The sequence below is a fragment of the Streptomyces venezuelae genome (assembly GCF_008642275.1).
Taxonomy (GTDB): Bacteria; Actinomycetota; Actinomycetes; order Streptomycetales; family Streptomycetaceae; genus Streptomyces; species Streptomyces venezuelae_E.
Window position 1 is genome coordinate 6,638,729 of sequence record NZ_CP029189.1, and the last position, 13,128, is coordinate 6,651,856.

Annotated in this window: 10 protein-coding genes and 3 pseudogenes; 9 read left to right on the forward strand and 4 right to left on the reverse strand. The window is 72.5% G+C overall.

Translation table 11 applies throughout. The features are described 5' to 3' along the window. Nucleotides 1-22: 22 nt before the first annotated feature. The 5 genes and pseudogenes from DEJ51_RS29345 to DEJ51_RS29370 all read left to right on the forward strand — a co-directional run. A pseudogene (locus DEJ51_RS29345) lies at nucleotides 23-914 on the forward strand (MFS transporter); the annotation flags it as partial. Nucleotides 915-1,120: 206 nt separating this feature from the next. Continuing rightward, nucleotides 1,121-1,731: pseudogene (locus DEJ51_RS35290) on the forward strand (DUF5753 domain-containing protein). Between the two features lie 410 nt (nucleotides 1,732-2,141). Beyond that, the gene (gene panD / locus DEJ51_RS29360; protein WP_150260576.1) at nucleotides 2,142-2,561 is read left to right on the forward strand and encodes an aspartate 1-decarboxylase; all 420 of its coding nucleotides are present in this window, start codon (nucleotides 2,142-2,144) and stop codon (nucleotides 2,559-2,561) included. A gap of 15 nt (nucleotides 2,562-2,576) precedes the next feature. After that, nucleotides 2,577-2,918 (forward strand): GNAT family N-acetyltransferase, encoded by a 342-nt coding sequence (locus DEJ51_RS29365; protein ID WP_150260578.1) that lies wholly within the window; start codon nucleotides 2,577-2,579, stop codon nucleotides 2,916-2,918. After that, a complete protein-coding gene (locus DEJ51_RS29370) occupies nucleotides 2,912-3,553 on the forward strand; it encodes an aspartate/glutamate racemase family protein (RefSeq protein ID WP_150260580.1) in 642 nt (213 codons plus the stop codon). Before DEJ51_RS29365 ends, DEJ51_RS29370 begins: the two co-directional genes overlap by 7 nt. Nucleotides 3,554-3,879: 326 nt before the next feature. Here the strand turns inward: DEJ51_RS29370 and gndA are convergent, their stop codons facing one another. Next, the gene (gndA, locus tag DEJ51_RS29380; protein WP_150260584.1) at nucleotides 3,880-5,322 is read right to left on the reverse strand and encodes an NADP-dependent phosphogluconate dehydrogenase; all 1,443 of its coding nucleotides are present in this window, start codon (nucleotides 5,320-5,322) and stop codon (nucleotides 3,880-3,882) included. Nucleotides 5,323-5,518: 196 nt separating this feature from the next. On the opposite strand from gndA, the gene DEJ51_RS29385 reads away from it, so the two are divergent. Then, complete coding sequence (locus tag DEJ51_RS29385) at nucleotides 5,519-6,811, forward strand: transglycosylase family protein (protein ID WP_150260586.1); 1,293 nt, start codon at nucleotides 5,519-5,521, stop codon at nucleotides 6,809-6,811. Nucleotides 6,812-6,835: 24 nt separating this feature from the next. Here the strand turns inward: DEJ51_RS29385 and DEJ51_RS29390 are convergent. Further along, nucleotides 6,836-7,648: pseudogene (locus DEJ51_RS29390) on the reverse strand (DMT family transporter); the annotation flags it as partial. A gap of 314 nt (nucleotides 7,649-7,962) precedes the next feature. Between DEJ51_RS29390 and DEJ51_RS29395 the strand changes: the two are divergent. Continuing rightward, the gene (locus DEJ51_RS29395) at nucleotides 7,963-9,450 is read left to right on the forward strand and encodes an SDR family NAD(P)-dependent oxidoreductase (protein WP_150260588.1); all 1,488 of its coding nucleotides are present in this window, start codon (nucleotides 7,963-7,965) and stop codon (nucleotides 9,448-9,450) included. A 21-nt stretch (nucleotides 9,451-9,471) separates the two neighbouring features. Here the strand turns inward: DEJ51_RS29395 and DEJ51_RS29400 are convergent, their stop codons facing one another. Next, nucleotides 9,472-9,948: a hypothetical protein gene (locus DEJ51_RS29400; protein WP_190620729.1), complete on the reverse strand. Its 477-nt coding sequence runs from the start codon at nucleotides 9,946-9,948 to the stop codon at nucleotides 9,472-9,474. A 330-nt stretch (nucleotides 9,949-10,278) separates the two neighbouring features. On the opposite strand from DEJ51_RS29400, the gene DEJ51_RS29405 reads away from it, so the two are divergent. Together DEJ51_RS29405 and DEJ51_RS29410 are read left to right on the forward strand one after the other, a co-directional pair. After that, a complete protein-coding gene (locus DEJ51_RS29405) occupies nucleotides 10,279-10,452 on the forward strand; it encodes a hypothetical protein (RefSeq protein ID WP_162500713.1) in 174 nt (57 codons plus the stop codon). Nucleotides 10,453-10,707: 255 nt separating this feature from the next. Next, nucleotides 10,708-11,691 carry an NAD-dependent epimerase/dehydratase family protein gene (locus DEJ51_RS29410; protein WP_150260590.1) on the forward strand — a complete coding sequence of 328 codons (984 nt, stop codon included), beginning with the start codon at nucleotides 10,708-10,710 and terminating at the stop codon, nucleotides 11,689-11,691. Here DEJ51_RS29410 and DEJ51_RS29415 read toward each other — a convergent pair. Next, the gene (locus DEJ51_RS29415; RefSeq protein WP_150260592.1) at nucleotides 11,677-13,116 is read right to left on the reverse strand and encodes a lipase maturation factor family protein; all 1,440 of its coding nucleotides are present in this window, start codon (nucleotides 13,114-13,116) and stop codon (nucleotides 11,677-11,679) included. The two genes, DEJ51_RS29410 and DEJ51_RS29415, sit on opposite strands and share 15 nt — an antisense overlap. Nucleotides 13,117-13,128: the final 12 nt, after the last annotated feature.

The window sequence follows — 13,128 nt, forward strand, 5'->3', positions numbered from 1 at the left end:
CTTCCGGCACGGGCCACGCGGTCTTGCGCGAAGTTCCGTCGCCGGGACCTACGTCGGCCGAGTCCTGGACCACCGCGGCCCGAGCCTGGTCGTGACGGCAGGCTCCGTCCTCGGTTCCCTGAGCCTGCTGGTCATCGCAGGGGCCCCCGACCTGGCCGCCTTCTTCGCCGGATGGCTGCTGGCCGGTGCGGCGATGGCGGCCATCTTCTACCAGCCCGACTTCGCCGCCCCCACTCGCTGGTGGGCCCCGACCACGTCCGCGCGCTCACGATCGTCACCCTCGCCGGCGGCCTCGCCTCCACGGTCTTCGCACCCCTGACCGCGATCCTCGCCGACCACATGTCCTGGCGCGCCACCTACGTGGTCCTCGCCGGGATCCTCGCGGTGCTGACCGTCCCGGCTCACGCCCTCGCCCTCAAAGCCCCTTGGCCACCCGCTCCGCCGAGCCCGCCGCGCGTCACCGGCGGGCACGAGCAGGCCGTGCGCAGCAGGGCGTTCTGGATGCTGGCCGTCACCTTCACCCGTGTCACTGCCCGCACCGTCACTCTGACCGTCCTCGGCGCCCTTACCACCGCGGCTCTTGCGACTGCGGCAGGCCCCTACGCCCTACTCGTCGCGGTCTCCGTCCTCGCCGGGGTGGTCCGAGGGAACCTCACCCTCCTGCAGGCCACCGCAGTCACCGACCGCTGGGGCACGACCCACTACGGCAGACTCTCCGGCCTCCTCGGAGCACCCGCCCACGCTGCAGCCGCCCTTGCCCCCTTCGCGGGGCCCTCCTGGCCGGCCCCCTCGGCGGCTACCCCGCACTGCTCACCCTGCTTGCCGCGCTGGCGGTCACCGCTGCCGTCACGGCCCTCGGAGCCGGCACGCACCACCCCGAGGGCGAGGTGACAATCTGCGCCGGCAAGAGCTGAGATCGGCACCCGGGGACACCGCAGGCGGGTGCCCCCGACACGGGGGACTCCTTGTCCGCGGCGGACAGCGAAGGGCAACGGCCCATGCCGCACTACACCTTGAGCCAGGCCGTGCGCCTGCTGGGTGTCTATCCCTCGAGCCGCTGTTATGGGCAGTTCAGGCCATCCCGCTCACCTGGAGTCGTCGAGCTGCCACGATGGCGGTCATGACGATCCCTCCGCTGGATGCGGCGCCGGGCCGGGACGACCTGCTTCGTGCGGGGACGGGTCCTGTGCAGCAGAGTTTCCTGGAGCTTGTCCGGACCACGCGTGAGTACGTGGGTTACAGCCCGGAACTGGTCTCGGGTCTGTTGCAGACTCCGGAGTACGCGGCTGCCGTGCTGCGCCTCGTCGTGGACTTCTACGGGATTCCCGACGACATCGAGGCAGGGGTGGCTGCCCGTACGGCTCGTGCCCAGTACATCGGCCAGCACGGTCGGTCCTTCCACATCCTGCTGGGTGAGCAGGCGTTGTACACCGAATTCGGGGGCCGGAAGTGATGCGAGGCCAACTTCATCGATTGCTGGAGGCGACGGACCTGCGGGGCATGTCCCTGGGGATCATCCCGGCCCGCGCTCGCCTCCTGGTCCACCCGGGAGGCGGCTTCTCGATCTTCGACGACAGCAGGGTCGAAGTCGAGGGATACCGCGGAGCTGAAACGATCACGAATCAGGACCGGATTGCCCTGCTCCGCAAGGCGTTCGGGCTCCTCCAACCCTCCGCTGTATACGGACAGGCTTCCCGAGACCTGATCGCGTCCGCACTGGCGGCGACCTGATGGGTCGCCGACGTTACGCGGAAGGTGATGCTGACTGCCGACATCAGGAGCAGCGTCGCGAAGCTGTCGTCTGCGACCGGGCGTGAGTCAGTGGCCCCGGTCGGCGTTGACCGGAGATCTGGTCCGTGACTGGTCCGGGAGAGAGGGCCGCTCCGGTGTCTGATGTGTCGTCAGCTAAGTCAGCATCTGGTCAGCATCGGTCCTTGAGCATTCCGGAGCGGCTGTCCGATTCGACCCCTGTCCGGCGGTGCCACAACAGCCTGGTTCGCCCGGAAATGCAGGCCAGGAGCCTTCTCGTCCGAGACGATCGATGTTCCTTTTAAACTTCGATCGGACGCGTGCCGGTGTAGAGTGAAGACCGCCCTTGACCTGCAGAAAGCTGGCAGGGAGCCGTCTTCTAGGAGCTCAAATTGCTGCGCACCATGATCAAGTCCAAGATCCACCGGGCCACCGTCACCCAGGCCGACCTGCACTACGTCGGATCCGTGACCGTCGACGCCGATCTGCTGGACGCGGCCGATCTGCTGCCCGGGGAACTTGTCCACATCGTGGACATCACCAACGGGGCCCGGCTCGAGACCTACGTCATCGAGGGCGAGCGCGGATCCGGGGTCATCGGGATCAACGGCGCCGCCGCGCACCTGGTGCACCCCGGGGACCTGGTCATCCTCATCAGCTACGCGCAGGTCGAGGACGCCGAGGCCCGGGTGCTGAAGCCGCGCATCGTGCACGTCGACGCCGACAACCGGATCGTGGAGCTGGGTGCGGACGCCTCCGCACCCGTACCGGGTACGGACCAGCGTCGCAGCCCGCACGCCGTGGCCGTCTGAGGGGAGTCGGGGACCATGCCGATCGAGTACCAGGACGACCGTGAGGCCGGACGGCTGCTCGCCGTCGAGGACGGGGCGGTGGTCGGCCACATCGCGTACTTCGTGCTCGACGCCGAGCCCCATGCCCTGGTCGCGGTGCACACCATCGTCGATCCGGGGCATGAGGGCCGCGGTATCGCGGGCGGGCTGGTGAGGACCTTCTACGGGATCGCCGCCGCCCAGGGGGTGCCCGTGGTGCCGCTCTGCCCGTACGCGGCGAGCTGGGCCGCCAAACATCCCGACGAGGCGCCCGAGCCGGCCTCCGAGGTCGTACTGGCGGCCAAGGCGCAGCTCGCCGCGGCCCCCGACCTCTGGTGACCGATCTGCTCCTGCTGCACACCTCGCCCGTGCACGTCCCGGTCTTCGACGCCCTGCGCGACCGGAACCACCCGGGGGCCGTGCTGCGGCACCTGGTGGTCCCGGAGCTGCTGGACCGGGCCCGTGCGGAAGGGCCGGAGTCGGTGGCTCCGGCCCTTCGGGGGCTGCTCCTGGCGGAAGCGGGGCCGCCCGTGCTGGTCACCTGCTCGACCATCGGGGCGACCGCGGAGTCGCTGGCTCCGGAGCTCGGTGTTCCGGTGCTGCGGGTGGACCGGCCGATGGCGGCCGCCGCGGTACGGACGGGGGCGCGGATCGCCGTACTGGCCGCCCTGGAGTCCACCCTCGCCCCGACCGGGGAGCTGCTGGCCGAGGAGGCGGGCGAGCGGCCCGTGTCCGTCGTCCCGCACCTGGTCGCCGGGGCCTGGGACCTCTTCGAGGCCGGGGACACCGCCGGCTACCTCGCCCGCGTCGCCGCGGTCGCCGACTCCATCGCCGGCGCGGACGCCGCGGACGTCGTCGTGCTGGCCCAGGCCTCCATGGCCGGGGCCGCGGGGCTGGTCACGGGCCCGGTTGTGGTGCTGTCCAGCCCGGCTCCGGGCCTCGCCGCGAGCCTGGCGATGCGTCCGGCCCCGTAGGGCGGATCCCTCCGGTCGGGCGGCCCCCCCCCGCGAGCCCGGCCCGGCCCACGAGGGACCCCCAGGGCAGGCGTACCCGGCGCAATCGCGGGAAGGTGGGCCGTATGGTGCGAAAGCAAGAGGCAGAAGAGACGCAGCCGCCCGTCCCGGGGCCCGACCCCGACCCGGGCCCCAGCCCGTTCCCCGACCCCGAGCCCATGCCGCGGCCCGTACCGCCCGTACCCGGCCCGGTGCCCGAGCCGGACCCGATCCCGCCGCCCCCGGGGCCCGCGCCGATCCCGCAGCCCGGGCCCCTCAGCTGACCGTGCGGGGGGCTACGGGCGGACCTACGAGCGGACCTCGGTGCGGTCGCCGCTCCAGAGGGTGTGGAACGAGCCCTCGCGGTCGGTCCGCCGGTAGGTGTGCGCCCCGAAGAAGTCCCGCTGCCCCTGCGTGAGGGCCGCGGGCAGCCGCTCCGCGCGCAGCGCGTCGTAGTAGGCCAGTGAGGCCGCGAAGGCGGGAACCGGGATGCCCTGGCGCACCGCCGCCACCAGGACGGACCGCCAGCCGTCCTGCGCCGCCGCGATCTCCTCGGCGAAGTGCGCGTCCGCCAGCAGGCTCGGCAGCTCCGGCCGTGCGTCGTACGCAGCCCGGATCCGGTCCAGGAACGCAGCCCGGATGATGCAGCCGCCGCGCCACAGCGAGGCCACGGCGCCCAGGTCCACGTTCCAGCTGTACTCCTCGCTGCCGGCCCGGATCTGGTGGAAGCCCTGGGTGTACGAGACGATCTTCGACGCGTACAGCGCCTGCTCCACCTCGGCGGCGAAGGCCTCCGCCGCCTCCGGCGCGAGCGCCGCGGCCGTCGGGCCCGCGAGCCCGCGCGCGGCCGCCCGCAGGTCCGCGTGGCCGGAGACCGCGCGGGCGAAGACCGCCTCGGCGATGCCCGACACCGGCACCCCGAGGTCGAGGGCGATCTGCACGGTCCAGCGGCCGGTCCCCTTCTGCTCGGCGGCGTCGGCCACGACGTCGACGTACGGGCACCCGGTCGCGGCGTCGGTGTGCGCGAGCACCTCGGCCGTGATCTCGATCAGGTACGAGTCCAGGCGCCCCCGGTTCCACGCCCGGAAGGTCTCCGCGATCTTCGCGGGGGAGTAGCCGGCGACCTCGCGCAGCAGGTGGTACGCCTCGGCGATGAGCTGCATGTCGGCGTACTCGATGCCGTTGTGCACCATCTTGACGAAGTGTCCGGCACCGTCGGGCCCCACGTGCGAGGTGCACGGCGTCCCGTCGGCGGCCTTCGCGGAGATCTTCTCCAGCAGCGGTCCGAGGGAGGCGTACGACTGCGTCGAGCCGCCCGGCATGATGCTCGGGCCCAGCAGCGCACCCTCCTCGCCGCCGGAGATGCCCACGCCCACGAAGTGCAGTCCCTGCTCCCGCAGTTCCCGCTCGCGGCGCCGGGTGTCCTCGAAATGCGCGTTGCCGCCGTCGATGATGACGTCGCCCTCCTCCAGGAGAGGCGCGAACTCGCGGATCACGGCATCGGTCGGCTCCCCGGCCTTCACCATGATCACGATGCGCCGGGGGCGCTCCAGCGCGTCGACGAACTCCTTGGCCGACCCGGCCGCCACGAAGGCGCCCTCGTGCCCGAACTCCTCGACCAGTGCCGTGGTCTTGGCGGCGGTGCGGTTGTGCACGGCCACGGTGAATCCGTTGCGGGCGAAGTTGCGGGCGAGGTTGCTGCCCATGACAGCGAGTCCGGTGACGCCGATCTGGGCTGTGCTGGTGCTCATCGGTGCGCTCCTGCTTGCTTCGGTGTGCCTTCGGTGGGCGGGGAGCTCCGAAACTACCCCGCCCCGCGCCCCAGTGGATCTTTTACTCATCGAGATACAGTCAAGTTCCCTTGGCATGCGCCCCGTTGCGCCTCTTGTCACGCTGTGATCGCGCCGTTAGGTTGTGCGGTTCCTGATGTCTTCGATGGGGGCTCCCATGGGTGTACGGGGCCGGCACCGCCGGTATCAGCCGAGCAGCATCAACCGGGCCTCCCTGGCCGTCACCGCCGGCGGTGCCGGGATCGCGCTCCCGCTCATCGGGGCCGGAGTCGCCCACGCGGCTTCCGTGGACACCTGGAACAAGGTCGCCTCCTGCGAGTCGACGAACAACTGGCGCGTCAACACCGGCAACGGCTACTACGGCGGCCTCCAGTTCAGCCAGAGCACCTGGCGCGCCTTCGGCGGCACCGCCTACGCGCCGCGCGCCGACCTGGCCACCAAGGACCAGCAGATAGCGGTCGCGGAGAAGGTGCTGAAGGGGCAGGGGCCCGGCGCCTGGCCCCACTGCGGCAAGCAGGCCGGACTCTCGCGCAGTGGCCCCGCGCCCGCCGTCACCCCGCAGACCCAGGGACGGTCCCCGGCGGCCCCCGTGGTGCCCGTGGCGCGGACGGCCCCGGAGCAGGGTGGCGGACCGGTCCCGACGGGAACCTCCGTCCTGCCGAACCCGTACGTCGTCGCGCCCGGCGACTCGCTCTCCGCCATCGCCACCGACCAGCACGTCGAGGGCGGCTGGCAGGCGCTGTACGAGACGAACCGGACCACCATCGGCGGCAACCCGAACCTGATCTTCCCGGGCCAGCGGCTCACCCTGCGGGTCACCACGGCGCCGGCCCTGCCGCCACCGCCCCGGCAGGACCCCGAGAAGCCGCCGCGGACCGCCGACCCGGTGACCCCCGTGGAGCCGGCCGCCGAGAAGCCGGCCGAAAAGCCCGCCGAGAAGCCCGCCGAGAAGCCCGCGCCCCCCAAGCCGGTGGAGAAGCCCGCGCAGAAGCCGGCCGAAAAGCCCGCGCCGGAGCCCGCCTCAGCGCAGCAGAAGCCGGCTGCGGGCGGATTCTCCGCCCCCGTCGACGCGGCCCTCGGCACCGCGTACCGCGTCTCGGGATCCTCCTGGTCCAGCGGCTACCACACGGGCGTCGACTTCCCGGTGGCGACCGGCACCACCGTCAAGTCGGTGGGACCCGGTGAGGTCGTCTCCGCCGGCTGGGCCGGGGCCTACGGCTACCAGGTCGTCATCCGGCACACCGACGGCCGGTACTCCCAGTACGCCCACCTCTCCGCCCTCGGCGTCAAGGCCGGTCAGCAGGTCTCCGGAGGCCAGCGCATCGGCCGCTCCGGCTCGACCGGCAACACCACCGGCCCGCACCTGCACTTCGAGATGCGCACGGGACCGGGCTACGGCTCCGACATCGACCCGCTCAAGTACCTCCGCGGCCACGGGGTCCGCATCTGACCCGCGCACGTGCGAGGGCACGACGGTGAGCAGGATCAGGCCGGCCGCCGCGAGCGCGGCGCTGGCCACCGCCGCCGTCGCGCCCGCGGCCCCGTACCGGAAACCCTCGCCGAAGAGCGTGATGCCGACCGTCGCCGCCACCACCGGGTTGACCACCGTCACCGTGGCCAGCGGTGCGGTCAGTCCGGCACCCCGGTAGGCCGCCTGCGACAGCAGCAGCCCGACGGCCGCCAGCACCGCGATCGCGGCGAGGCCGGGCCACAGTCCGGGCAGCGCGTCCGGCCCGAAGTCCTCGGCCACCGACTTGGTGAACACCGATGCCATGCCGAAGGCCGTACCGGCGGCCGCGGCCAGCAGCACACTGTGCAGCACCGCCCGGTGCATCCGGTGCGCGGCCAGGAACAGCGCCAGCACCAGCGCCCCGGTCACGACCAGCAGCACCCGCCCCTCGTCCTGCGCCAGCGACTGCTCCGCCCGTCCCTCCCCGCCGGTCAGCGCGAGCAGCCCGGCCAGGCCGGCCGTGGCCAGCACCGCCCCCCGCCAGGCGGCCGCGCCGGCCCGCCGCCGTACGAGGACGGCGGCCATCGGCAGCGCGAAGACGATGGTCAGCGCGCCCAGCGGCTGGACCAGGCTCAGCGGCCCGTACGCGAGGGCCACCACGTGCAGCAGCGCACCGAGGCCGTTCAGCCCGACCGCCACCCACCAGACACCGCGGCGCAACGGGGCGTACCGGCGCTCCGGCGTGGTTGCCGCGACCCGTTCCTGGACGATCGCGCCGCCCGCGTACGCCACAGCGGACACGAGGCAGAGCAGGACCGACAGCGCCAGTGCACTCATAAGCTCCACAATGCCCCACCCACCTGCCCTATTCCTCCGTCCACAGGCGGTGATCAGTCATACTCCCGACGTAGTACGGGAGTACGCAGCGTGGCCCCTCCGGCAGCGGAAAGCGACCCCGGCAATCCCCCCGGCAATCCCCCCGGCCGTCCCCCGGCGCCACCGGTACCGCCGCGCATCGTGACGCCCCGCTCGCGGTGGGTGAGAGCGACGGAAGCGGGTTTGGCTCCGGGCGTGTGCGATCCGTACAGTTGCCCTTTTGAGGATTCCGCAGCAGGCGGATGCGGACGAGTGATCAAGGAACGGCAGCGGCCATGACGGTGACCGAAGACAGCCAGGACCACGGGCACGCCTACGGGCCCGGCATCGACCCCGACCGGCTGGCCCTCTGCCTCAGCGTGCTCGACGAGCTGGACAAGCTCGACGTCGACCACCCCGACGCGATCACCGTACGCCGTGCCACCGCGGGTCTCTACCGGACGGTCAAGCAGCGCCGCCGCCAGGAGCGCCGCGCCGCCAAGACCGCCAACGACAAGGCCGTCACCGAGGCCACCGCCACCGGCTCCGCCGAGCGCATCGACGACGAGACCGAGGGCATCCTGCCCTCCTCGGTCACGGAGGCCGGCCGGATCGCCGGCATACTCCAGCGCCCGCGCTCCTGCTACGTCTGCAAGACGCGGTACGTCGAGGTCGACTACTTCTACCACCAGCTCTGCCCGGCGTGCGCCGTGGAGAACCGGACCCGCCGCGAGGCCCGCGCCGACCTGACCGGCAAGCGCGCGCTGCTCACGGGCGGCCGCGCCAAGATCGGCATGTACATCGCGCTGCGGCTGCTGCGGGACGGCGCCCACACCACGATCACCACGCGCTTCCCCAAGGACGCCATCCGCCGCTTCAAGGCGATGGAGGACTCCGCGGACTGGATGCACCGCCTGGAGGTCGTCGGCATCGACCTGCGCGACCCGGCCCAGTCCGTCGCCCTCGCCGACCAGGTGTCCGCGGCCGGCCCGCTCGACATCCTGATCAACAACGCGACGCAGACCGTACGCCGCCTGCCCACCGCCTACGCGGCGCTGGTCGAGGGGGAGTCCGCCCCGCTGCCCGCCGGCGAGCTCCCCGCCCACCACGTCATCGGCGCCTTCAACTCCGGCGCGGTCGACGGACTGGCGGCGCTGCCCGTCGGCGTGAGCGGACTGGAGGCGCAGAAGGTCGCCGACCTCGCGCTGGTCGCGGGCAACGCCAGCCTGGAACGGCACCTCGCCGGCACGGCCATCGACGCGGGCGGCCTGCTGCCCGACGTCGTCGAGAGCAACACCTGGGTGCAGACCATCGACCAGATCTCCCCGGTGGAGCTGCTCGAAACCCAGCTCTGCAACTACACGTCGCCGTTCATCCTGATCAGCGCGCTGCGGCCGGCCATGGCCGAGGCGGCCCGCAAGGCCGCCAACGGGCGGGCGTACGTCGTCAACGTCTCGGCGATGGAGGGCGTCTTCAGCCGCGGCTACAAGGGCGCGGGGCACCCGAACACCAATGCCGCCAAGGCCGCGATGAACATGGTGACGCGGACCAGCGGCCAGGAGATGTTCCAGACCGACCGCATCCTGATGACCTCGGTCGACACCGGCTGGATCACCGACGAGCGCCCCCACTTCGACAAGCTGCGCCTGGCCGAGGAGGGCTTCCACGCCCCGCTCGACCTGGTCGACGGCGCGGCCCGGGTCTACGACCCGATCGTGCGCGGCGAGGCCGGCGAGGACCTGTTCGGCGTCTTCCTCAAGGACTACGCCCCGGCGAACTGGTAACCCCGGAGCCTCCTCCCCGCCCTACCGGGCCCCGCTCGACCCCCTCGACCCCCTCGGCGCACCGAGGGGGTCGAGGGCGTTCCCGGGGGGCCCGGCCCGCCAGGTCCCGGCCGCGACCAGCTCCAGCAGCGGCTGCCAGTCCTCCAGCACGCCCGCGTCCAGGTCGGCCGCGGCGGCGGAGTCCCGGGCCTGGCACAGGCTGGCCGCCGCCTCGGCGTCGCCCCCGTCGTGGTGTCCGGCGGCCGCGCCGACGGGGTGGTGCGGCGACTGCAGCCGTACCAGCCGGGCCACGCGCTCGCCCAGGAGCAGGCGGACCGACTCTGCGGCAACGCCCACGGTAACCACCCCGTCACTCAGACGGAGCAAAGGTCCGAGCCGGTGCACCAAGCCTGCGATCTGCAGTTCCTTGTCGAAGGGGTGCGAGCGGCGGAGCAGCGCCGCGGTCCGCAGACCCCGGTCGTCGGGGTCGGCGCGCAACACCTCCATCAGCTCCAGCACGCTTGTGATGTAAGGGACTTGAGCCTCGGGCACTTCGGACCTCGCCACCGCCGACCCCCTCCGTCACACCCCGCGCGTCCGGGATCGAGCACACCATCCGCCGCGTACCCGCAGAGCCACGACTTGCTGAACTAGGAGCGAAAGTAAGAGGGCGCAGCGGATTTTGCCTTCCTATCGAGCGGAGGTCCGCTCATATGTGTACTCTGGGGCATCAAGACGGCCCCCATCCGGGCCGCGCTCCACTAAGGCGCCACCGCGTCCGGAAACCCTTTCACCCCTTGCCCGGTGCGCGGTCCGCTTGCCGGGTTACGCGACACGAAGGAGTGCGCGGTGACTGAAAAGACCAAGCCCGAACCGACGGTGATGGAGCGGACGGGAACACGGGCGAAGCCCCGGACCGACGAACTCGGAAGCCTGGAGGTCTGGGCCCGATCCGCCCCGATCCGACTGGCCGGCTACGAGGACGACCTGGCGGAAGCGCACATCCTGCCCGGGATCGACTAGTCCGCGAAGCGGTGTCAAGCGCCCCCTCGTGCCCACGCGCACCGGGGGCGCTGTCGTGCCCGCGGCCCTGCCCGACGCCGTGCCCGCAGCCCTGACCGACGCGGCCCCCGCCTCCGGCCCGCCCGCCTCCGGTCGTTCCCCGCCCGGCGGCGGCCCGGTCCCGATGCGGTTCCCCTTCCGGCTACGCCGTGAGCGTCTTCGCCGACGGCGATCACCGCTTCCGCGGCCCGGCCCGGCCCCGGCAGGCTGGCGGGCATGAAACTACTGATGCTGGGTGGTACCGAATTCGTCGGACGCGCGATCACCGAGGACGCCCTGACCCGGGGCTGGGAGGTGACCGTCTTCCACCGCGGACACCACACACCCCCGCCGGGCGTGAAGGTGCTGCAAGGGGACCGGACCGCGCCCGGCGGGCCGGCCGCCCTCGGCGCCGGGGAGTGGGACCTGGTCGTCGACACGTGGGGCGGCGCCCCCACGGCAGTACGCGACAGCGCCCGCCTGCTGCGCGACCGGGCCGGGCGGTACGCGTACATCTCCAGCCGCTCGGTGTACGCCTACCCCGCGCCCGCGGGCCTCGACGAGCACGGCCTCCTGGTCGGGGGCTCACCGGACGCCGGGCCCACCGCCTACGCCGAGGACAAGCGGGGCGGCGAACTCGCCGCCCTGGACGCCTTCGCGGACCGCGCCCTGCTCGCGCGCGCCGGCCTGATCCTCGGCCCGTACGAGAACGTCGGCCGGCTCCCGTGGTGGCTGAACCGCACCGCCCGCGGCGGCCCGGTGCTCGCTCCCGGACCGCGCCGACTCCCGATCCAGTACATCGACGTGCGCGACCTCGCCCGGTGGACGCTGGACGCCGCCGAGGCAGGGCGTTCGGGCGCCTACAACCTGGTCGCCCCGTCCGGACACGCCACGATGGGAACGTTCCTCGAAGCCTGCGCCGCCACCACCGGAGGCCGCGCCGAACTGCGCTGGACCGACCCGGACCGGATCCTGGCGGCGGGCGTGGAGCCCTGGTCCGAGCTCCCCGTCTGGGTCCCCGAGGGCGAGGCCCACGACCACATACACCGCGGGGACGTCTCCAAGGCGCTGGCCGCCGGCCTGACGTGCCGGCCGGTCGAGGAGACCGTGGCCGACACCTGGGCCTGGCTGCGCACGCTCGGCGGGGCCGCCCCGCAGCGCCCCGACGTACCGGCCAAGGGCATCTCCGCGGAGCGGGAGGCCGCGCTACTCGGACTCTGAGCGGTGCGCGTCGGCGAGACGGGTCGGCGGGAGGTACTCGCGCACGAGCGTGCGGTGCCACCAGGCCCCCGTCTCGCGCCGCTCCCGCCAGGTGGTGAACCGGTAGCGGTACAGCAGGGCGCGGACATGGACGGGCGGGGCGTCCGGGAACGGATTGTCGCGCAGCAGTCGCAGCGTGTCCCGGTCGCCCGCCAGCAGCCGCTCCACGAACGGCCCGAACCAGTCCCGGGCGTAGTCGGGGGAGATCGCGGCGAACCACATCAGCCAGTCCAGCCGCAGGTGGTACGGGGCGAACTGGCGCGGAATCCGGCCCGGTTCACCCGGCTTGCCCTTGAAGCCGTACTCGCGCCAGTCCCCGTCCGCGCGCGGCACCCGGTCCGCGGTGCCCTCCACCGCCACCTCCATCCGGACCCGGCCGACCGAGCCGAAGGCCCCGTAGGTGTTGACCAGGTGCAGCGCGTCGAAGGAGCGGTTCATCACCTGGCGGCGCGAGACCATGTTGAGCACCGGGTGCCGGCTGAGGAACAGCACGAGCACGGTCACCGCGCACACCACGGCCACGAACCACACGGGACCCGTGCGCGAGGCGGCCGCGGGCGGGGCGCCGGCGAGTCCGGTGAAGTCCACGGCCGAGACGGCCAGCGTGATCGTCAGCCAGTTCAGCCAGGCGAAGTTGCCCGACAGCACCAGCCACAGCTGCGTCGCGATGACGATCCCGGCGGCGTACGAGGCCACCGGCTGCGGGGTGAACAGCAACACCGGGACGATCAGTTGGGTCACGTGGTTGGCCGCGCACTCCACCCGGTGCAGCGGCTTCGGCAGACGGTGGAAGAACCAGCTCAGCGGCCCGGCCATCGGCTGCGTCTCGTGGTGGAAGTAGAGGCAGGTCAGCTTGCGCCAGCAGGGGTCGCCGCGCATCTTGATCAGCCCGGCCCCGAATTCCACGCGGAAGAGCACCCAGCGCAGCAGCCACAGCACCAGGAGGGGCGGCCCGGCCCGCGCGTTGCCGAGGAACACGGCGAGGAAGCCCACCTCCAGCAGCAGTGACTCCCAGCCGAAGGAGTACCAGGTCTGCCCCACGTTCACGATCGAGAGGTAGAGCGCCCACAGCACGGCCCACATCGCCATGGCGGCGGCCAGCGGCACCTCGTCCCCCGCCCCGGCGGCCAGCGCCGCGGCCAGTGCCGCACCGCCCCAGGCGCAGCCCGCGAAGAGCCGGTCGGAGTAGCGCAGTTGGAAGAGGCTCGGGGCGCGCCGGAAGGGCACGTACCGTATGTAGCGCGGTACGGGCGTCATGCCGTGCGCCCCGATCAGGGCCCGGAACTGCAGGGCGGCCCCGAGGAAGGCGACGAGGTAGACCCCGGCGAGGGCCCGCTGGAAGACCAGCCGGGCGAGCCAGTATCCGGGCGCCGTGAACCAGTCCATCGCCTCCAGTAT

What these genes read in the sequence shown, in the direction of transcription:
- DEJ51_RS29365 (WP_150260578.1), top strand. Translation starts at nt 2,577, where the DNA reads ATGCCGATCGAGTACCAGGACGACCGTGAGGCCGGACGGCTGCTCGCC.
- gndA (WP_150260584.1), bottom strand. Translation starts at nt 5,322, where the DNA reads ATGAGCACCAGCACAGCCCAGATCGGCGTCACCGGACTCGCTGTCATG.
- DEJ51_RS29385 (WP_150260586.1), top strand. Translation starts at nt 5,519, where the DNA reads ATGGGTGTACGGGGCCGGCACCGCCGGTATCAGCCGAGCAGCATCAAC.
- DEJ51_RS29395 (WP_150260588.1), top strand. Translation starts at nt 7,963, where the DNA reads ATGACGGTGACCGAAGACAGCCAGGACCACGGGCACGCCTACGGGCCC.
- DEJ51_RS29410 (WP_150260590.1), top strand. Translation starts at nt 10,708, where the DNA reads ATGAAACTACTGATGCTGGGTGGTACCGAATTCGTCGGACGCGCGATC.
- DEJ51_RS29415 (WP_150260592.1), bottom strand. Translation starts at nt 13,116, where the DNA reads ATGGACTGGTTCACGGCGCCCGGATACTGGCTCGCCCGGCTGGTCTTC.